Consider the following 21,860-nt stretch of genomic DNA (forward strand, 5'->3'; position numbering starts at 1 on the left):
CGAGGGGAAACATTTCTGTCTCTAACTCTTTTCGCGCTAATTTATAGGAGCTGAACCCCTGTGGATCAAACTCAGCCCACAACTATTATTACACTCAAAACCTATCTTACTTTCGAGCAGATAGTGCCATCTCGATTGTTCGATCAGCTAATATCGACTGCGCATCGATCACAGGATAAGGATTATCGGAGGCAACTTCTTGCATCAAAGACAATTCTGTACAGCCTAAGATGATCTTTTCACATGCCAATCGTTGAACGACTTCTTCTAAAATCTCAAAATAAAGTTCTTTGTTCAAGCGATCTGCTTCTTTGATTTCATGATAAATCAAGTAGTTCACTTTTTCTTGTAGTTCTTGGTCAGGAATCACCACGTCAAATCCTAACGCTTTGATTTCTTTTTCGTAAACGCCGGCAAGAATACTTCCTTGAGTTGCTAAAACAGCTACTTTACCCGTTGTTTTTTGACGGACAAGCTCTTTTGCCGCTTCTCGTGGCATATGCAAAATCGGAATCGTCGTCTCTGCTTGTAAGTCATCAAAAAAGTAATGAGCTGTATTACAAGTCAAAACAATGAAATTCGGTTGTAGTAAATTTTGTTTTTTGACATCCTCTACTAAATAAGAGACAGGATTTTCTTTTGTTTGATCCAAAATGTAGGCCGTTCGATCAGGAACTGTCGCATGATTGAACAATACATAGTTCAAATAATCCTGATCTTTGGCGGCTTTGACACGATGATTGATCAAGCGTACAAAGCTTTCCGTTGCCATCGTTCCCATCCCACCTAAGATGCTGAAAAAATTCTCCATGAACTAGCCTTCTTTCGAATGAAAGTATTTTTTAAATCTTGGAATATAGTTTCGGAACATATAAGTCATCAATACCCAGCGTTTAAGTGAATGATCTTTCGCATAAAACACAGTCGTTCCATAGCGTTTTTCTTTGATCAACTGCAAGGCACGTTGTTTTTGTTCGTTCTCTTTGGCATAAGTCAAAAAGACTTTTTTAGGCACGCCAAGCCATAGCTTCGCTTGGTCTGATTGGTTCGTTCCGTAGGTCGTTTCCACGAATGGCACACCAAAGACACGGTCTTCTGTTAGAAAACGTGCTAAATTCAGACCATTAAGCGTAACAAAGAAACTACTTCTTCCTTGACGAAGATTGATCTCAAATAATTTATATTCCCCATCTCGTGGGTCATATTTCATGTCGAAGTTTGCAAAACCAGTGTACTCGATTTTTTCTAGAAATGCTTTGATCGTTTGGTAGATCTTCTCGTTATAGTCAGGCATGATCACCACATAGTTTCCGATAGACGCTGGTGTTGGGTCTTCAAGTAATGGATGTCCTAGACACATCATTCGTACTTGATGCTGGTCATCAACGTAGGCATTCAAAACACGCATATTGCTGTCATCCCCAGGAATAAAATCTTGTGCGATCATTTCGCTCTTATAACCTGCTTCATAGATCCGACCTAACATCAAATCAAATTCCTCGCGATTATCAATAATAAACGCTTTTTTTCGTCCCTCAAATTGGACAGATAAATATTCCACACTATTTGCCGGTTTTAGTGCTACAGGAAAATTGAAAGGTAACTCTTGTTCCAAGCGGCCATTGTTCAACATTTCTTTTCGAATGATCAATGTTTTGGGATAAGGTAACTGATATTCTTCACATATCTCATAAAAACTCACTTTATTCACTAATCGCTCGAAAAGTGAATAATCGATATAAGGACATATAAAAGTTTCAGACAGCTCCTCTTTATGCTGAGATATCAACTCGGCATATCCATCGCCACAAGCTATCAGTAAATATTTTTTATTTTTATCCGTATATTTTTCTTTTGCTAAACGTCTCATCGTCTCTATAAAAACCGGATCTTGATCAAATCCTGGAATCACTTCAACGTTTACGATTTTGCTATAGCGGGTAGGCGCTAATTGATTCGACGCATAGGATTGACAAACTGTGCCATATGCCTCGTGAAATGAACGGGCCATACCATAAACGTTCATATCGCTACCTAATAAAATAGGGATAAATTCATTTTTTTCATTACTGTTCATCATTATCTCTCACTAACTTAATAATCTCTTGTTTTTTCTTTTACAATTACACAAGGAATATCATACCATAAAGAAAAAAGCAATCAAAGGAATCTCCTCCGATTGCTCAATTCTTTTTTGAACGGATTGAACTTATAGGAAGTTTTTATCTATACCAATAAGTGTAGAAAGAACTACCATATAAAATATTCTAGAATATTCATGAAAAGAAAACAATACATATTGTATTCTTTTAATATTTTTTTAACTATCATCATCACTTTTATTATTTTCCCATGATTTTTTTCAAATAATGTCCTGTATAGCTTTCTTTGACTTTCACTAATTCCTCTGGTGTACCAGTCGCTAGGATCGTACCGCCACCTTCGCCACCTTCAGGTCCTAGGTCGATCAAATGATCCGCTGTTTTGATGACGTCTAAATTGTGTTCAATGACTAACACAGTATTTCCTGCATCAACCAATCGTTGCAAAACATGCAATAAACGAGCAATGTCATCAGTGTGAAGCCCTGTAGTCGGCTCATCTAAAATATAAAAATTCTTCCCATTAGAAATTTTGTGCAGTTCACTCGCAAGTTTCATTCGTTGCGCTTCTCCGCCGGACAATGTCGTTGCTGGTTGTCCCATCGTGACATACCCTAAACCAACATCAACGATCGTTTGTAGTTTTCGATGGATCTTAGGGATCGGTTGGAAAAACTCAACGGCATCTTCAACCGTCATCTCTAAGATATCCGCAATACTTTTTCCTTTGTAATGAACTTCTAATGTTTCTGAGTTATAACGTTTCCCATGACAGACTTCGCATGGGACATACACATCTGGTAAGAAATGCATTTCGATTTTGATGATCCCATCCCCGCGGCAAGCTTCACAGCGTCCACCTTTCACATTGAAACTGAAACGACCTTTTTTGTAGCCACGCATCTTCGCTTCATTAGTTTGAGCAAACAGATCACGGATATCATCAAAAACACTCGTATAAGTCGCCGGATTACTTCTTGGTGTCCGACCAATCGGGCTTTGATCGATATCAATGATTTTTTCGATTCCTTCATAACCAGTTATCGTTTTGAACTTTCCTGGTTTGGCTGAATTACGATTGATTTTTTGTGCTAATGCCTTCTTCAAGATACTGTTCACAAGCGTACTTTTCCCTGAACCAGAGACTCCAGTGACCGCCACGAACTCACCCAAAGGAAACTCGACGGACACGTTTTTCAAGTTGTTTTCTGTCGCACCTGTGATCTTGATCGCTTTCCCTGTACCTTTTCGTCTTGTTTCAGGAACAGGGATCGATTTTTTGCCAGACAGATATTGTCCGGTCAATGAATGTTTATCCTTCGCAACTTGAGCTGGGGTTCCAGCAGAAACGATCTCGCCACCTTGATGTCCCGCACCAGGCCCAACATCGATCAAATAATCAGCTGCACGCATCGTATCTTCATCATGTTCCACAACCACTAAGGTATTGCCAAGATCACGCATTTTCTTCAATGAACCGATCAAGCGATCATTGTCCCGTTGATGCAAGCCAATGGAAGGCTCATCTAAGATATAAAGAACTCCCGATAGATTTGAACCGATTTGTGTGGCTAAACGAATCCGTTGCGCTTCTCCGCCTGATAAAGTGCCCGAAGCACGACTAAGTGTCAAATAATCAAGACCCACATTTTCTAAGAATGACAAACGATCATTGACTTCTTTTAGAATCGGACGAGCGATGACTTTTTCTTGCTCTGATAAAGTTAGATTTTCAAAAAATTCAACGGCATGTTGGATCGACAACTCATTCGTCTGACCAATATTCGTACCATTGATCTGTACGGATAAAGCTTGTGGATTCAACCGGTAACCGTCACAAGTCTTACACGTCAATTCTGTCATGTAAAGACGCATTTGTTCTCTCGTAAAATCGCTGTTCGTATCATGGTAGCGACGTTTGATATTGGTCATCACCCCTTCAAATGACGTTTCAACATCTCTCACTCCTCCAAAATCATTTTCGTAGTGGAAATGGAAGGGCTCTGAGGTACCATTCAACACGATTTCTTGATGTTCAATAGGTAAGTCTTCAAATGGTGTATCCATATCGATGCCATAACTTTCGCACGCTTGAGCCAGCATTTGTGGATAATATTGCGAACTGATGGGATTCCAAGGGATGATTGCTCCTTCGTTCAATGTTTTTGTTTTATCTGGGATCACTAGATCGATATCGACTTCTAATTTGACACCCAAACCATCACAATCCGGACATGCGCCAAATGGTGCATTGAAAGAAAATAAGCGCGGTTCTAATTCTCCCACTGTAAACCCACAGTACGGACACGCATAATGTTCGCTAAAGAGCATTTCTTCTTCCCCGATCACATCGATCAGTACATAGCCATCCGCTAAACGAAGCGCTGCTTCGATAGAATCGAATAAACGAGAGCGGACGCCTTCTTTGACCACGATTCGGTCAATCACGATCGCGATATCGTGTTTTTTATTTTTCTCTAATTCAGGTACTTCGCTAACGTCATAGGTTTCTCCGTCTACACGAACACGAACATACCCTTCTTTTTGGACACGTTCAAATACTTTTTTGTGTTGTCCTTTTTTCTTTACCACGATCGGTGCTAAAATTTGGATCTTCGTCCGATCAGACAGTTCTAGCACTTTGTCCACCATTTGTTCGACGGATTGACTGGTGATCTCGATATGGTCATTTGGACAGATCGGATGACCGACCCGAGCAAACAACAAACGTAAATAATCATTGATCTCTGTGACTGTCCCTACGGTAGAACGAGGGTTTTTACTGGTTGTTTTTTGATCGATCGAGATTGCTGGGCTAAGTCCATCAATACTATCGACATCCGGTTTATCCATTTGCCCCAAAAATTGACGGGCATACGCAGATAAACTTTCGACATATCGGCGTTGTCCCTCTGCGTATAATGTGTCAAAAGCAAGTGAACTTTTCCCTGAACCGGATAATCCGGTGACGACCACGAATTTATCACGTGGGATCGTCACATCGATATTCTTCAAATTGTGCGCTCTTGCGCCATGAATAATAATTTTATCGTTAGCCATGTTTACCCCCTACTCAGATGCTTTTAATTCAAGAATCATATCACGCACATTGGCTGCGGTCTCGAAATCCAATGCTTTCGCTGCATCTTTCATTTCTTTTTCTAGTTTCATCAATAGTGTTGCTTTTTCTTCTCTTGTCATCTCTTCATAAGAAACTTGTACCGTTTCTTTTGCATCATCTTCTGATTCTTTCGTAATCGAGATCAAGTCTCGGATTTCTTTGATGATCGTTTTCGGAACAATACCATGTTCCTCATTGTATTGTTGCTGGATACTACGACGTCTTGACGTTTCGTCCATGGCCAAACGCATAGAATCAGTGACTCTGTCCGCATACATGATGACTTTACCTTCTGAGTTACGTGCCGCACGTCCGATGGTTTGGACTAACGAACGTTCACTTCGTAAGAACCCTTCTTTATCGGCATCTAAAATAGCGACTAACGATACTTCAGGGACATCTAATCCTTCACGTAGTAAGTTGATACCAACTAATACATCGAACTCACCTAAACGAAGGTCGCGAATGATCTCTGTTCGTTCTAATGTTTTGATATCACTATGCAAGTATTTCACTTTGATCCCTAACTCTTTGAAGTAATCGGTCAAGTCTTCTGACATCTTTTTCGTCAACGTGGTCACGAACACCCGTTGATCTTTTTCGACCCGCTCATTGATCTCACCAACTAGATCATCGATTTGACCCATGATCGGTCGTACTTCGATGACTGGGTCTAATAATCCTGTTGGTCGAATGATTTGTTGGACCACTGTGTCTGTTTGTTCGTACTCATAAGGTCCAGGAGTAGCTGAAACATAGACGATCTGGTTGACATGTTTCTCAAATTCTTCTAGACGCAAAGGACGGTTATCTAGTGCAGATGGCAAGCGGAAGCCATAATCGACTAGCATTTGTTTTCTCGCACGGTCTCCGTTATACATTCCACGGATCTGTGGCATCGTCACATGAGATTCATCAATGACCATCAGCGCATCCTCAGGGAAGAAATCTAATAACGTATACGGCGGTTCGCCTTCTTTACGACCATCCATATGACGTGAATAGTTTTCGATCCCTGAAGTATAGCCCATCTCTAACATCATCTCGATGTCATAGTTCGTCCGTTGTTCTAAGCGTTGCGCCTCTAGTAATTTGTTCTCATTACGTAACACAGTCAAGCGTTGTTCCAGTTCTGCTTTGATATTTGCGACCGCATGTTCCATATGATCGTCATCGGTCACAAAGTGAGTGGCTGGGAAAATAGCGACGTGCTCTGTTTCGCCTAATACTTCACCTGTCAACGCATTCACCTCACGGATTCTTTCGACCTCATCACCAAAAAATTCCACGCGTAATGCTCGCTCATCACGTGAAGCCGGAAAGATCTCCACGACATCACCACGCACTCGAAAACGACCGCGCTGAAAATCAATATCGTTTCGCTCAAATTGGATGCTGACTAGATCTCGGATCAATTGATTACGGTCCATCTCCGCACCTTGTCTGATCGACACGACTTGTTTTTGATATTCGAATGGTGAACCTAATCCAAAAATACAAGAAACCGAAGCAATCACGATCACGTCATTTCGTTCTAACAATGAACTTGTGGCGGAATGACGCAATTTATCGATTTCATCGTTGACACTTGAATCTTTTTCAATGTACGTATCACTCGAAGGTACATAGGCTTCTGGTTGATAATAATCATAGTAAGAAACAAAATATTCGACCGCATTATTCGGAAAGAACTCTTTGAATTCCCCATATAATTGGCCAGCTAGTGTCTTATTATGTGCAATGATCAAAGTTGGTTTATTTACTTTTTCGATCAAATTAGATATCGTATAGGTTTTCCCTGTTCCGGTCGCACCTAATAAAATCTGCGCTTTTTTACCCTCATTTACACCTTCGACCAACTGCTTGATCGCTTCTGGTTGATCGCCGGCTGGTTGGTATTTTGACACCAACTCGAAATGACGGGAGGTATCTCTTTCAATCATTTTTCGTCCTCCTTTTCGTTCATTCCTTCTCTCATTTCATCAAAAAAAAGAAAAGGAAAGCAAAGGCATTCCTTGTTCTTCTATTATATCACGGCGAACATACTTTCGCCAATTGAAAGTTTCAGATCTTATAGTTCATCTCTTTCTTTTATTACATGTCACATTTTCTTACATACCATGTAATAAACTGCTACTTTTTTGAATTATTTTTTCTTGGAATCTTGTGTTAGGAATATCTTTTCGCCTATAATAGTTAAATATGGAAATTATCGAAATTTATATAGGAGGTTATTTATGAAAAAAAGAAACATGTTACAGACATTCCTTTTCATAATGACAGGACTTGTTACATTCGCTCTGCACACGCCTGTGCAAGCTGATGAGACGCAATCGACTACAGCAACTAGCGAGACGATGCAAAAAATAGAACCTAAAAAAGACGTTTATGTGATTGCAAGTGATTCGGCCTTCGCTCCATTCGAGTATCAAAATGCGGATGGCGAATATGTGGGGATCGATGTCAGCTTAATGGAAGCTATCTCAGAAATGCATGGGTTCAATATCCGCATGGACTTCCGCGGTTTCTCTGCTGCGTTACAAGCATTGGAATCTGGACAAGCAGATGGAATGATCGCGGGGATGACGATTACAGATGAACGTAAAAAAACGTTTGATTTTTCAGACCCTTATTTCCAAAGTGGTATCCAAATCGCAGTCAAAAAAGGCAATACTTCGATCAAGTCTTATGAAGACTTAGATGGAAAAACAGTCGGTGCGAAAGTCGGTACCGAAAGTGCAGATTTCTTGGTCGCTAACCAAGAGAAATATGGCTACGAAATCAAATATTTCGATGCTGCAGATCAACTATATGACAGTTTGAGAGTCGGAGCAATTGACGCAATGATGGATGACTATCCAGTAATCGGTTATGCGATCAAAAATGGTCAGGAATTAGAAACGCCGATCGAACGAGAAACTGGTGGCTCTTATGGTTTCGCAGTGAAAAAAGGAGAAAATCCTGAATTATTACAAATGTTCAACGAAGGATTAAAAGAATTAAAACGAACAGGTCAATATGATGAGATCATCAATCAATACATCTCTACAGATGAAAGTGCAGCAGCACCAGCTGTTGATGAATCGACATTGACTGGCTTGATCCAAAACAATTACAAAGCGCTATTGAAAGGCTTATGGCAAACGATCCTATTAACCTTGATTTCATTTGCACTAGCTTTAGTTGTCGGCGTAATCTTCGGTCTTTTCAGTGTTGCACCGATCCGCGCCTTACGAACAGTTGCCAGCATCTATGTAGATATCATTCGTGGAATCCCGATGATGGTACTTGCTTTCTTCATCTTTTTCGGTCTACCAAGTATCGTCGGCTTTACGATTCCTGACTTTATTGCAGGGATCATTACATTGACCTTGAACGCGAGTGCCTATATCGCTGAAATCGTACGTGGTGGGATCAATGCAGTTCCAACAGGACAAATGGAAGCTTCACGAAGTTTAGGTCTGTCTTATAACCGTACGATGCAAAAAATCATTTTACCACAAGCATTTAAAATCATGATTCCATCGTTTGTCAACCAATTCGTGATCTCATTGAAAGATACGACGATCATTTCAGCGATCGGTGTGGTCGAGTTGTTACAAACTGGACGAATCATCGTTGCTCGGACCACTCAAAGTACGTATGTTTACTTGATCATCGCAGTAATGTACTTGATCTTGATCACTGCATTGACGAAATTCGCGAAAGTTTTAGAAAAGAAGGTGAAATAAGATGACAGAAAAAATCTTAGTCGAACATCTTGTAAAAAAATATGGAGACAACACTGTCTTGAACGACATCAACGTGTCGATCAATGAAGGCGATGTTGTTTGTGTGATCGGACCTTCTGGTTCAGGTAAAAGTACTTTTTTACGTTGTTTGAACCGTTTAGAAGATCCGACATCCGGTGATATCATCATTGATGGTGCTCATTTGATGGATAAAAACACAGATATCAACTTAGTAAGACAACATATTGGCATGGTATTCCAGCATTTCAATCTTTTCCCACATCTTTCTGTGTTGGAAAACATCGTTTTAGCACCGATGGATCTAAAGAAACTCTCTCGTGAGGAAGCAGAGAAAAAAGCAATCAAATTGTTAGAAACAGTTGGTTTAGAAGACAAAAAAGATATGTACCCAGATAACTTATCTGGTGGACAAAAACAACGGGTTGCTATCGCTCGTGCATTAGCTATGAATCCCGATATCATGCTCTTTGATGAACCTACTTCAGCCTTGGACCCAGAAATGGTCGGCGATGTATTGAATGTCATGAAAAAATTAGCGAAACAAGGAATGACTATGGTCATCGTGACACATGAAATGGGCTTTGCTAAAGAAGTCGCTAACCGTGTCATGTTTATAGATGGCGGCAACTTCCTTGAAGATGGCACACCACAACAAATCTTTGAAAATCCGCAAAATGAGCGAACGAAAGATTTCTTGGATAAAGTATTAGATATCTGATCGACTAAAAAAGGCCTCTAAGAACGTCTGGAAAAACCAAGCGTCCTTAGGGGCTTTTTACTATTGATTTTTAACGAATGTTACATGATCCACCGATACCCATCCTTGCGCTTTTACATCAACATAAATGCCAATCTCACTCGTGCCTGAAGTAACCGGGATATCTTTGATCGTTACCTTCGTCCACTCGCCACTTTTAGTGATCGAAGTCTTCAGTTCTTTCCCACCATGATTTTTGACATACACCTGACTAGTGGTCAAATCGCCGCCTGCCATAGTATAAGCAGTTAATGTGTAGGTTCCCTTGCTTAATCCATTAACCGTTTGATATATCGACATTTGATACGCTTGATCATCCCAAAAGGTTGCTTTATACGTTCCGGAAAACCCACCAGTTTCAGTTTTCAATGTATCGATTGCTGCACCATTGCCTCGCCACACCGACCAATTGGACGGTGCGTTCGTGAAACCGTCATTTTCAAAACTAGGATTTTTCAGAAGATTTTGCTGTCTCCCGGCTTCTTGAAACGCCTTTAAGCTGGAAAGTGCTTGCCCATTGAAATCAAACATCGCTTGGTTGTCCCACTCATTTCCTGTTTGAGATTGTACGCCTAGATAGTTCATTCCAGCAGCTGTTGCCCAAGAGACATTGCCGTTATACCATAGAGGTTCCCAGTAGAAGAATCCGTTTCCTTTCTCATTTGGCACGGTTTGGATACGGGTCACCAAATCATTCAAATATTCTCTTTGTCCTGCTGGTGTTGCCGCATAGCCTCCTGCAATTTCCTGTTCAGGTCCAAAAGCATTGGGCATACTATCCGCACTGGCAGTTGTGTGTCCATACGCAGTCTCTACCACATTGACTTCTTTATCATATCTGGCACTGATCGTGTTCATTGTTGTTTGTAAGGCATTCATCGAGCCATGCCAATAAGGATAATAGGACAGGCCGATCAAATCGTAATCCACCCCACGTTTTGTAATCTCATCAAACCACCAAGTAAATACATCTGTATCTCCACCATCAGCTAAATGTAGCATGATCGGCGTGTCGACTGGTTGTGTTTCTTTTACTCCCCGAATCCCAGACTTCAAGAAAGTGGCTAATCGATCAAACTCGCCACCACCTTCCCCCCATGATTTCCCATGTGGCCAAAGCATGCCGCTATTCAATTCATTACCTATCTGGACCATATCAGGATATACGCCATTGTTTTTCATTTCTGTCAATACACTTTTCGTATAACCGTATAAGGCTGCATCAAGTTGCTCAAAGCTATAGTTTTCCCATGCTTTCGGTAGGTTTTGTTTGCCAGGGTCCACCCAGAAATCACTATAATGAAAATCAAGTAACACTTTCAATCCTAGGTTTTTCGCACGTTTCGCCAAAGCAATCGTTGTTTTCAAATCATTCGTGCCTGCACCATATGAGTTCCCTTGATCATCATAAGGATCTTGCCATAATCGCAAACGAACATAGTTGACGCCATTGTTCTTTAGAATCTGTAATGCATCTTTTTTCACACCATTTTCGTAATATCCTGCACCAGATTTTTCCATATCTGCTAATATCGAGATATCTGCTCCTCGTATCAATTCCTTTGCCTCCACTTGCTTTGTGCCTAATACTACACTGACTAATGAAACAAATAATCCGACAACCAACACTCGCCAACCTTTTACTTTGTTCATTTAACGATCTCTCCTTTGATTTAAAATTGATCTAAAACAAACCGAACAGCTTTCTCAGGATCTCTTGTCAAACCAATGTATTCTGCACCTTTTGTGGCAACCAATTTAATCCCTAAACGATCTGTGTCTTCCTTGATATCCTCATAGTAAGATTGGACTTGCGGCGCCAAGACGATCATATCAAAGTCTTCCATCATCTCGTAATGAGAACCATAAGCACCTGCTAAAGCACTGATTGGTGCATCAAATTCTTTTGCTCCTTCTTTTAAGGCATTTGCAAGCATAGCACTTGTACCTGCACCTGCACATAAAACTAATACATTGATTTCTTTTCCTGAATCACCCAAAGAACTCGCTTCTGTTGCCAATACTTCATTCGCCGGAATCGTCACAGTCACTTTTGTTTCGTTTTCTTGCATGGCTACTTGTTCTGCTTGTCGTGCTTCTTGCTCGACTAACGTTGCATCATACGCCTTACAGAATGGGAAGTAGATTGCAAAGTCGACGAGAATCAAGACGGCTGCTAATACAAACGCCAAAACCCCCATGCCGGTTCCCAAAACTAGTCCAATCGGCGCTGGCGTTGCCCAAGGTAAGACATACATGAAACTATTCATTCCAAACACATCAACAAAAAACTTGAACAAGCAAACGTTTACAATCGGTGTCAATAAAAACGGAACAAAGAAATACGGATTCAAAATCATCGGTGCCGCAAACAACAACGGCTCATTCACAGCAAAGCTGACTGGAATAACTGAAGCTTTACCAACGGCTTTTAACTGTTTGGATTTTGCAAACAGCAAAAAGATAAACGGCACGACTAAAGTCGCACCTGTTCCACCCATCGTTCCGACAAAATTTCCTAAACCAACAGTCAATACATGTGAAGCTTGTTCCCCAGAATTAAACAGTTGTAAATTGGTTTCGACATTCGCATAAATGATCGCTGCAATCGCTGGTTCAACAATCGATGGGCCATGCACACCAACAAACCAGAAAAATGCCATAGCACCCCAGATCACGGCTATCCCCAAATAGCCATCTGCTGCTGTAAATAGTGGTTGTAATAAAGTGATGATGGCTTCTGCAAAAGAGATGCCAAAAAGACTACGTGCAGCTAAGTCGACCAACACGGCGGCAAAGACCGAAAATGAAAATGGAAAAATATCGCGGAACGTTTGAGAAATCGTTCCTGGCACTTCTTTTGGCATCTTGATCGTAATATCTTTTCGTACACAAAACTTATAAATATTTACAGTAATAAATGCAGCGATGAACGAAGCAAGTAATCCTTTCGTCCCCATATATTCCGTTGAAAAACCACCTTCGATCGGTGAGACACTCAACAATAAGAAACTAACTAAAGAAGCAAGCATCACCGATGTGGTATTGATGATTTTATTTTTCGGCATTCTCCGATTCATCGATTCAGCTAAACAACGTGCAGTAGTTGTAGAAACTAATATGCCCACGACCCCCATCGAATAATTGTAGATTTTCCATAACCAGGTCGATACTCCTTCTGGCCATTGAAAACCAAAAATCTCAGGAACTGCCGCAATCAAAATAAAGATACTTGAAAATAAAATTGCAGGCATAGCCGTCAAGAATCCATCTCTGACCGCACCTAAGTATATATTACGTGAGATTTTTTCAAAGATCGGTTTGCCTTTTTCAATTTGCTTGATGATCCCATTCATGCTTTTCACTCCTAGTGATTATTTGTTTTTATATAACTCAATAAAATCTTGGATCAAATCTCTTAGCAATAAAGTAGTCATCAAGTGATCTTGTCCATGGATAAAAATAAATCCCATATCCATATCTTTTCCTGAAGCTTCTTCTGCTAAGATCTTCGTTTGTGAATTATGGGCTAATGTCAAATTCTCATCTGCATCCTTCAAGGCTTCTTCCACACGATCAAATTTCCCTTGACGTACTTCTCTTAATAATGTGAGTAACGTACTACGTGCATCCCCTGAATAAGCCACGATCTCAAAACCTAACATTTGCAATTCTTCTTTATTCATCTTCCATTCCTCCAACTTAAATGATTGTTTTTGTTTCACTGACGAATTTGTACCAATAGGCGGACTCTTTAGGGTAACGTTTTTGTGTTTCGAAATCGACATAGAAGAGTCCGTATCGTTTATTGTAACCATTTGACCAAGAGAACAAATCCATTAACGACCATAGGAAATAGCCTTTCACGTTGACTCCAGCAGATATAGCTTGGCTCAATGATTCTAAATAAACTTTCAAATATTCGATCCGTGGTTGGTCCATGATCACACCATCATCGAACTGATCTTTGAATCCCATCCCATTTTCAGTGATGTAGATTTTATTGTAGTGGGGATAATCTTCCTTGATACGTAACAATAAATCATATAACCCTTCTGGATAGATCAACCAGTCCCAATCCGTTCGAGGGATCCCTTCTTTATAGATCCGTTCCCCAATTCCTTTTACTTTATAAACAGAAGTTCCTTTGTCCCCTGTGCCATTATGATGGATCGCATTCTCTCCATGATACGCTTTGACAAAGTGGCATTGATAATGGTTGATCCCCAAGTAATCATTACGATGTGAGGCACGCTTCATCTCCGCCAGATCCTCTTCAGGAAACTCATAACTTGCGTCGTTCGCTTCACAAATCTCAGCAAGTGCTGACAATGTTTCATCAGAGTAATATCCTAAGTAAGTGGCATCTAAGAGAAAACGGATCGACAACGCATCATCTAAGAATGCTGCATGTTGATCTTCCAAAGCGTCCGATGCAGGATATTTCGTTTCTAAGGAATGAACCACACCAATTTCACCGGCGTATCCCTCGTCCTTGAACAAGTTCACCACTCTTGCGTGCGCATACATCATGTTATGCAAACAAGCAATGATTTTGGTAAAATCATAGGTGATTCCTGGTGGAAAAATCCCTAATAAATATTGATTCGTTGCCACTGGATAAATCTCGTTGAAGGTACTCCAGTAACGCACTTCTTTAAATTCTTTAAAGCAAAATTTTGCATATGCAACAAATGCTTCTATATTGTCTCTATTTAAAAAATCACCTTGATCAAATAAAACTTTCGGAGTATCAAAATGATGGAGCGTCACAAAAGGAAGTACACCATGTTTCTCACAAGCTGCAAAGACCTTATGGTAAAATGCCACACCCTCTTCATTGACTTTCCCAGTTCCATCAGGAAAAATACGACTCCACGCAATGGATAAACGTAACCCATTCACACCAAACTTTTCACATAATTCAATATCTTTTTCATATTGATGATAGAAATCACTTGCCGGATCAGGACTGAATCTTCCTTGTTTCTCTAAAAACTCGTCCCAAGCAACTTCACCTTTTCCGCCTTCTTTTGTTGCACCTTCTACTTGGTATGCCGCTGTTGCTCCGCCAAAAATAAAATCTTCTGGTAATTTCAGCATCTCTTCCCCTACCTTCTTGTCTACTAATTTATATGACAACACGAATTGTAATCGCATCCAAAACATTTGTCAACAAAAACAAACAAATTCAATCAAAAAATTGCATTTATTTAAAATAAAAGTGGCAATTGTTTGTTTAGGTTGATTATTTTTGTTTGCACATGTTTGTTTTTGTTGACCTCCATTCTATTCTATGGTAGATTATTTGTGAATTGGGAGTGATTAGATGTTAAAAAGAGAGCGCTTACTAACAATTAGTGAGATGGTGAATAAAAAAGGAATTTTAACGGTCAGTGAGATCATCGAACAATTGAATGTCTCTGATATGACCGTTCGTCGAGATTTGGATGAGCTAGAAAAGTCAGGAAAATTATTGCGTATCCATGGCGGGGCTCAAAGTCTTACCTATACCCTCGACCAAGAATTATCACATACAGAAAAATCAGTCATGCAAATCAAAGAAAAGCAACAGATTGCAGCAACTGCTGCACAGTTGATCAATGAAGGCGATACAGTCTTTTTGGGCCCAGGAACGACGATCGAGTTATTAGCTTCTCACTTGATCCACAGAAAATTGCGGATCATTACGAATAATTATGCCGTTTTTGAAGTGTTAGCCCAAGCAGAAGTTCCCGAAATTTTGTTGATCGGTGGCGATTTTCGAAAAAACACTGGTGCATTTGTCGGCCCCATCACCAACGATAACCTCAGAAAACTGAAGTTCACCAAATCTTTTATCAGCGCTAACGGTGTGCATAATGAAGCAATCTCAACCTATAGTACTGAAGAAGGCGAAGCCCAACAAATTGCATTGAACCATTCGAAAAATAAATACTTATTAGTGGATCACCAAAAATTTAATCGCGATGACTTTTATATCTTTTATCAATTACATGATTTCGATTTATTGATTACTGATCCACACATCAAGTCACATGTGAAAGATCATTATTCGCAATATGTCCAAATAAAATTAGCGGAATCGCTAGAAAATGAACTTTAGGAGTGAACGTATGAAAGGAATTATTTTTGATTTTAACGGGACGATGTTCCAAGACTCCCATTTACATGAAGCGGCTTGGGTCCAAATGATCCATCATTATTCTAAAAAAGAGCTTTCTGATGAAGACATTGTTAAAAATATCCATGGACGTACCAATAGCGAGATATTGAATTATTTTATCTCACCTACTTTATCTAAGGAAGAAGTCGAGAAACTATCAAACGAGAAAGAGGCATATTATCGCACTCTTTGCTTAGAAAAACCGGATGATTTAGTGCTTACGCAGGGATTGATCGGTACTTTGGATATATTGAAAGAGGAGGATATCCCGATCACCATCGCTACAGCGACAGTCAAAGAAAACGTTGAATTTTATTTCGAGATTTTCGATTTAGCGCGATGGTTTGAATTTGACCAAGTCGTTTACGATGATAATACTTTTCCAGGTAAACCACAACCTGATATCTTTATCAAAGCTGCCCAAAAATTGGCTCTTGAACCAAAAGACTGCTTGGTCATTGAAGATGCTTATTCTGGACTTTTAGCAGCCAAGCGTGCAAATATCGGTACGATCATCGCCATTGATCCATTTGGAAAAAATCGCCAGTTATTCTCCGATCAAGAACTAAGAAAAGATGGTATGATAGAGAATTTTGATGATTTCTATCTCAATTTCTTCTCCACTGCAACTTCATCAAAAAAAAGATAGACGTATGATCGTCTATCTTTTTTTGTATTTATTTACGTTTTTTTCCGCCAAACGCATCTTTTACTTTATCAAAAAAACCATCTTCTTGTTGCTCTTGAACATGCATGCCGCCTGCTTTAGCAAACGCACGTAAAGCTTCACGCTGTTCCTCATTGAGGTTTTTAGGTGTGATCAATTTCACACGTACATGTTGGTCCCCTGTAGAACCACCACGTAAACGCGGCGCTCCTTTGCCACGTAAACGGAAGTTCGTTCCCGTTTGCGTACCAGCAGGGATTTTCAATTTGACATCCCCATGAACAGTTGGCACTTGTACTTCATCGCCTAATGCCGCTTGCACGAAGCTTAATGGTAACTCATAATAGATCTCTGAGCCATCGCGATCGAAGATATCACTTTCTTCTACTCGGAAGACCACATATAGATCTCCGAATGGGCCTCCATTTTCGCCTGCTTCACCTTGTCCTGCTAAGCGCATTTGTTGTCCTTCTTCCACACCGGCTGGTACATTCACTTTGACCGTATGTGCTTTCTTCTCATGACCAGAGCCATGACAAGTTGGACATGGTTCTTTGATCTCTTTCCCAGTGCCTCGACACACATCACAAGTTTGGCGGCTCATCACACGACCAAGTGGCGTTTGACGTTCCACATTGATCGTTCCAGAACCATGACATTTATGACAAGTCGTCGGTTGTGTTCCTGGTTTTGCACCATTTCCGCTACACGTGTGACATATTTCTTCACGGTTGTATTTGATTTCTTTTTCTACCCCAAAGATTGCTTCTTCGAAGGATAAATTGACTGTATATTGTAGATCTGATCCTTGACGAGGGGCATTTGGATCAACAGATCTTCCACCACCGCCAAAAAACGAATCAAAAATATCTTCAAATCCACCAAAGCCAGCTCCACCACCGGAGAAGCCGCCAAAGCCACCAAAGCCGCCGCCACCTGCGCCATAATTAGGATCAGTTCCGGCATGTCCGTATTGATCGTAAGCCGCACGTTTTTGTGGATCACTTAAAATCTCATAAGCCTCGGAAACTTCTTTGAATTTTTCATCAGCATCAGGCTCTTTATTGATATCTGGATGGTATTTCTTTGATAACTTTCGATAAGCTTTTTTTATTTCGTCTTCTGAAGCTCCCTTTGACAGCCCCAAGACTTCGTAATAATCACGTTTTGTTGCCATAGGCTTTCCTCCTATTGGTTCTCTTCATTTCCACGTCGTTTGTTATCATATCACACTTTGATCGAAACAAAAACCGGAAATTTCGAAGTATCGACTAAAGAAGAAAAAATCGATCATTGATTTCTATGGCATGAAGAAAAGAAAACATTTCTCTTCTTGATCCAAAGAAAAATCATAATTGATGACTTGTTTCTTTACACTAGCGATGCTTCTAAACTCTATAAAATAAAGTGATACAAGATTATTCCCTCGGAAATAAGCCGAAGAATCGCGAAAATATGAGAAGCTATTTTCGAATTCTTCGGCTTATTCTAAGCGGGACTTGATCTCTTTAAGTGAAACTAAATGAACTGATTATTTTTTGTCGTCATCGACTTCTTCAAAATCAGCATCTACGACATCATCCGCTCCGCCTTGGGCAGCTTCAGGATTTTCTTGAGCTTGTTGTTGTGCCGCTTGTTCATATAATTTAACTGTCAAGTTTTGCACGATTTCGTTCAACGCATCACGTTTTGTTTTCATTTCTTCGATGTTGTTTGCTTCTACTGCAGCTTTCAACTCGTCACGAGCTGCCTCAGCTTTTTTCACTTCTTCTTCGTCAACTTTACCTTCTAATTCTTTCAAGGTTTTATCAACTGAGAATAGCAATGCATCGACATCGTTACGTAGATCCACTTCTTCTTTACGTGCTTTATCTGCTTCTGCATTAGATTCAGCATCTTTCACCATGCGTTCGATTTCTTCGTCTGTTAGACCTGAAGAAGATTTGATCGTGATTTTTTGTTCTTTTTGTGTACCTAGATCTTTAGCAGATACATTTACGATACCATTTTTATCAATATCGAATGTTACTTCGATTTGAGGGATACCGCGTGGTGCAGCTGGAATATCTGTCAATTGGAAGCGACCTAATGTTTTATTGTCCGCAGCCATTGGGCGTTCCCCTTGTAATACATGGATATCTACCGCAGGTTGGTTATCCGCAGCTGTTGAGAATACTTGTGATTTACTTGTTGGGATTGTCGTATTACGATCGATCAATTTTGTAAATACGCCACCCATCGTTTCGATACCTAATGATAATGGTGTTACGTCTAGTAAAACAACGTCTTTTACATCACCAGTGATCACGCCACCTTGGATTGCCGCACCCATCGCTACAACTTCATCTGGGTTTACTGATTTGTTTGGTTCTTTTCCTGTTTCTTTTCTTACAGCTTCAACAACCGCAGGAATACGCGTTGAACCACCGACTAAAATCACTTCATCGATTTCTGATTGTGACAAACCAGCATCTTTCAATGCTTGACGTACAGGAACTTTCGTACGTTCCACTAAGTCAGCTGTCAATTCATCAAATTTTGCACGAGTCAATGTCATTTCTAAGTGCAATGGACCAGCATCGCCAGCTGTGATAAATGGCAAGCTGATTTGAGTGCTTGAAACACCTGAAAGATCTTTTTTCGCTTTTTCAGCAGCGTCTTTCAAACGTTGTAAAGCCATTTTATCTTGACCTAAGTCAATGCCATTTTCTTTTTTGAATTCAGCAACCATATGATCAATGATTTTGTTATCAAAGTCATCTCCACCTAAATGGTTGTCTCCAGCAGTAGATAATACGTCGAATACGCCATCGCCTAATTCAAGGATCGATACGTCGAATGTACCACCACCAAGGTCAAATACTAAGATTTTTTCATCGCGATCTGTTTTGTCTAAACCATAAGCTAGCGCTGCCGCAGTCGGTTCATTGACGATACGCTCTACTTCTAAACCTGCAATTTTACCAGCATCTTTAGTTGCTTGACGTTGTGCGTCGTTGAAGTATGCAGGAACAGTGATAACTGCTTTTTCTACTTTTTCGCCTAAATAATCTTCTGCGAATCCTTTAATGTATTGTAAGATCATTGCAGAGATTTCTTGTGGTGTATATGATTTACCTTCAACATCCACTTTATAACCAGCTTCACCAATATGGCGTTTGATGGAAGAAATCGTATTAGGGTTTGTTACTGCTTGACGTTTTGCTACTTCCCCTACTTGGATCTCACCATTTTTAAATGACACAACAGAAGGTGTTGTACGGTTTCCTTCTGGGTTTGCAATGATTTTTGCTTCATTTCCTTCTAATACAGCTACTGCTGAGTTTGTAGTACCTAAGTCAATTCCGATAATTTTACTCATAATCAACGTCTCCTTATCTTATTACTAAGTTGTTTGTTTCTATTCCATCATGACTTTATTGCGCAACGATAACCATTGTCGGTCTCAATACGCGGTCATGTAATTTATAGCCTTCTTGTAACACTTCAACGATCGTATCAGCAGGTAATTCATCTGTTGCTGGCACGGTCTGAACTGCTTGATGCAATGTCGGATCAAAAGGTTCACCTTTTGCAGGGATTTTTTCGATTCCCTCTTCCTTCAATGCATGTTTCAAACTTTCAAGAACCATCTCGACACCTTTTTTCAAACTTGCACCTTGCTCATCAGATACTTCTGTTGCTAAAGCACGTTCTAAGTTGTCGATCGAAGGTAATAATTTTTTGGCTAAATCTTGTGAACGATATTTTTGCAATTGCTCTCGTTCGTTTTTACCACGATTTGCCATATTAGCGATTTCTGCTCTCGCACGCAAAAACTTGTCTTCCATTTCATCAAATTCAGCTTGGAGATTTGCAAGTTCATTTGCTTCTTCTTCCACTTCTGAAACTTCTACTTCTTCCGTTTCTGGATCTAGCTGCGTATCATTCAATTCCTGATCTAATTCTTCATGGTTTTCTTTCATGATGCAGTCTTCCTTTCATTATTCAGTCAGATGCTTGATCGCTCAAATCGAAAAAACGATCAGTCACTTTTGTGATTGTTTAAAAATCCGAGCGATCAAGTGTGCGATAATAATCAGCGAGTTTGTGCGCCAATTCTTTTCGATAGACATCGACAAGGCCTAACATTTTGGAATATGGCATACTAGTTGGTCCTAGCAATGCAATGGTTCCACGTCCATGGCCGACGATTTCATAACTCGCTTGGATCATACTCATATTTTGCAATAGGTCATTGCCTATTTCCGAACCGATTTTGATATGTATCTTGCTATCCATCGGTACGATCATCTGTGTCAGTTCATAGGAATCTGTCATAAATGAAAACATTGACTTGAACTGATCCACATCTTGCAACGGTTCATAATCCAATAAGTTCATTTGGCCACTCACATAAACTTTATCTTCAAACGCATGACTCAATACCGTATCAAAGAGATTTGACATCCCTTCCGTTGTTTGAAAATATTTATGCAAGATCATTGGGATCTCCGTGCGTAATTTGTTGTATACCGTCACTAACGGATCTCCTACCAAACGGTCATTGACAATACGAACCATTTTTTCTAAGTCCTGACTACCTAAGTTTTCAGGAAGAGTAAAAACCTGACTTTCAACGTTCCCATTATCAGTCACCACGATCGCAATCACCTGACGACTGTTCAATGGCACGATGCGAAAACCGGTCAAACGGCGATCTTTAATCTCGGGTCCTAACGAAAAAGTAGTGTAACTAGTCAACTCAGATAAAATCTCAGCTGATTGTTTGATGATTTCGTTGATTTCATGGAATTCCTTGTTTAAAGACTGTCGAATTTGGTGCAAATCATCATTTGCTACACGAGCAGGTCGTAACAGATGATCCACATAATAACGATAACCTAGCGCAGACGGTATACGTCCAGAAGAAGAATGTGTCTTTAAAAGTAGACCTTCATCCTCTAAAGCTTTCATATCATTACGGATCGTCGCTGGACTTGCCTCGACTCCTTCCGCCATTAACGTTTTGGAACCAACGGGCACCCCACTACTCGTATAGTTTTGGATGATCAGACGTAAAATATCACTTTGTCGCTGTGTTAACATCTTTCTCACCTCTCATTAGCACTCTTAGCTTCTAAGTGCTAACCCACTTATAAATATAGCAAGAAGACTAAAAAGTGTCAAGGAAAAGAACCCACTTTTTTAGCACTCTGCCACCGAGAGTGCTAATCAATTGTCAACTTGCTTAAAATACCGTCATATCAGTCTTTTAATCATAAAAAAAATGATCAAATCGTTTTTTTATTTCGT

Annotated in this window: 15 protein-coding genes and 2 pseudogenes; 4 read left to right on the forward strand and 13 right to left on the reverse strand. The window is 40.1% G+C overall.

Annotation, left to right across the window (positions count from 1 at the left end):
* Nucleotides 1–106: 106 nt before the first annotated feature.
* The 4 genes from IGJ49_RS08435 to uvrB all read right to left on the reverse strand — a co-directional run bounded on the left by IGJ49_RS08435 (nt 107) and on the right by uvrB (nt 7,166).
* Entirely contained in the window at nt 107–811 is a 705-nt protein-coding gene (locus IGJ49_RS08435; protein WP_010735231.1) for an amino acid racemase, read from the reverse strand.
* Between the two features lie 3 nt (nt 812–814).
* Entirely contained in the window at nt 815–2,080 is a 1,266-nt protein-coding gene (locus IGJ49_RS08440) for a D-aspartate ligase (RefSeq protein ID WP_438723104.1), read from the reverse strand.
* Between the two features lie 262 nt (nt 2,081–2,342).
* Nucleotides 2,343–5,162 carry an excinuclease ABC subunit UvrA gene (uvrA, locus tag IGJ49_RS08445; RefSeq protein ID WP_010735229.1) on the reverse strand — a complete coding sequence of 940 codons (2,820 nt, stop codon included), beginning with the start codon at nt 5,160–5,162 and terminating at the stop codon, nt 2,343–2,345.
* A 9-nt stretch (nt 5,163–5,171) separates the two neighbouring features.
* Nucleotides 5,172–7,166 (reverse strand): excinuclease ABC subunit UvrB, encoded by a 1,995-nt coding sequence (gene uvrB, locus IGJ49_RS08450; RefSeq protein WP_019723722.1) that lies wholly within the window; start codon nt 7,164–7,166, stop codon nt 5,172–5,174.
* A gap of 198 nt (nt 7,167–7,364) precedes the next feature.
* Between uvrB and IGJ49_RS08455 the strand changes: the two genes are divergently transcribed.
* Nucleotides 7,365–8,954, forward strand: coding sequence for an amino acid ABC transporter substrate-binding protein/permease (locus IGJ49_RS08455; protein WP_309296177.1), 1,590 nt, complete (start codon nt 7,365–7,367; stop codon nt 8,952–8,954).
* Between the two features lies 1 nt (nt 8,955).
* A complete protein-coding gene (locus IGJ49_RS08460) occupies nt 8,956–9,693 on the forward strand; it encodes an amino acid ABC transporter ATP-binding protein (protein ID WP_019723724.1) in 738 nt (245 codons plus the stop codon).
* 60 nt (nt 9,694–9,753) lie between these two features.
* Here the strand turns inward: IGJ49_RS08460 and IGJ49_RS08465 are convergent, their stop codons facing one another.
* The 5 genes and pseudogenes from IGJ49_RS08465 to lacG form a co-directional block, all read right to left on the reverse strand.
* Nucleotides 9,754–11,385 carry a glycosyl hydrolase 53 family protein gene (locus IGJ49_RS08465; protein WP_438723108.1) on the reverse strand — a complete coding sequence of 544 codons (1,632 nt, stop codon included), beginning with the start codon at nt 11,383–11,385 and terminating at the stop codon, nt 9,754–9,756.
* 20 nt (nt 11,386–11,405) lie between these two features.
* A pseudogene (locus tag IGJ49_RS08470) lies at nt 11,406–11,726 on the reverse strand (lactose/cellobiose PTS transporter subunit IIB); the annotation flags it as partial.
* Between the two features lie 77 nt (nt 11,727–11,803).
* Nucleotides 11,804–13,088 (reverse strand): annotated as a pseudogene (locus tag IGJ49_RS08475) (PTS transporter subunit EIIC); the annotation flags it as partial.
* Between the two features lie 18 nt (nt 13,089–13,106).
* Nucleotides 13,107–13,418 carry a PTS lactose/cellobiose transporter subunit IIA gene (locus IGJ49_RS08480; RefSeq protein WP_010735223.1) on the reverse strand — a complete coding sequence of 104 codons (312 nt, stop codon included), beginning with the start codon at nt 13,416–13,418 and terminating at the stop codon, nt 13,107–13,109.
* A 16-nt stretch (nt 13,419–13,434) separates the two neighbouring features.
* Complete coding sequence (lacG, locus tag IGJ49_RS08485) at nt 13,435–14,835, reverse strand: 6-phospho-beta-galactosidase (protein ID WP_010735222.1); 1,401 nt, start codon at nt 14,833–14,835, stop codon at nt 13,435–13,437.
* Nucleotides 14,836–15,061: 226 nt separating this feature from the next.
* Between lacG and IGJ49_RS08490 the strand changes: the two genes are divergently transcribed.
* Both IGJ49_RS08490 and IGJ49_RS08495 read left to right on the forward strand, forming a co-directional pair.
* On the forward strand, nt 15,062–15,838 hold the full coding sequence (locus IGJ49_RS08490; RefSeq protein ID WP_023519826.1) for a DeoR/GlpR family DNA-binding transcription regulator: 777 nt from the start codon (nt 15,062–15,064) through the stop codon (nt 15,836–15,838).
* Nucleotides 15,839–15,848: 10 nt separating this feature from the next.
* The gene (locus tag IGJ49_RS08495; protein WP_438723110.1) at nt 15,849–16,547 is read left to right on the forward strand and encodes an HAD family hydrolase; all 699 of its coding nucleotides are present in this window, start codon (nt 15,849–15,851) and stop codon (nt 16,545–16,547) included.
* A 28-nt stretch (nt 16,548–16,575) separates the two neighbouring features.
* Here IGJ49_RS08495 and dnaJ read toward each other — a convergent pair whose 3' ends face one another.
* The 4 genes from dnaJ to hrcA form a co-directional block, all read right to left on the reverse strand.
* A complete protein-coding gene (gene dnaJ / locus IGJ49_RS08500) occupies nt 16,576–17,742 on the reverse strand; it encodes a molecular chaperone DnaJ (protein ID WP_010735219.1) in 1,167 nt (388 codons plus the stop codon).
* A 354-nt stretch (nt 17,743–18,096) separates the two neighbouring features.
* Nucleotides 18,097–19,926 carry a molecular chaperone DnaK gene (dnaK, locus tag IGJ49_RS08505; RefSeq protein ID WP_010735218.1) on the reverse strand — a complete coding sequence of 610 codons (1,830 nt, stop codon included), beginning with the start codon at nt 19,924–19,926 and terminating at the stop codon, nt 18,097–18,099.
* A gap of 55 nt (nt 19,927–19,981) precedes the next feature.
* Nucleotides 19,982–20,530: a nucleotide exchange factor GrpE gene (gene grpE / locus IGJ49_RS08510; RefSeq protein WP_010735217.1), complete on the reverse strand. Its 549-nt coding sequence runs from the start codon at nt 20,528–20,530 to the stop codon at nt 19,982–19,984.
* A gap of 79 nt (nt 20,531–20,609) precedes the next feature.
* A complete protein-coding gene (gene hrcA / locus IGJ49_RS08515) occupies nt 20,610–21,653 on the reverse strand; it encodes a heat-inducible transcriptional repressor HrcA (protein WP_023519830.1) in 1,044 nt (347 codons plus the stop codon).
* Nucleotides 21,654–21,860: the final 207 nt, after the last annotated feature.

The organism is Enterococcus sp. AZ171 (assembly GCF_051714005.1).
In the GTDB taxonomy this organism is placed as follows: domain Bacteria; phylum Bacillota; class Bacilli; order Lactobacillales; family Enterococcaceae; genus Enterococcus_B; species Enterococcus_B pernyi.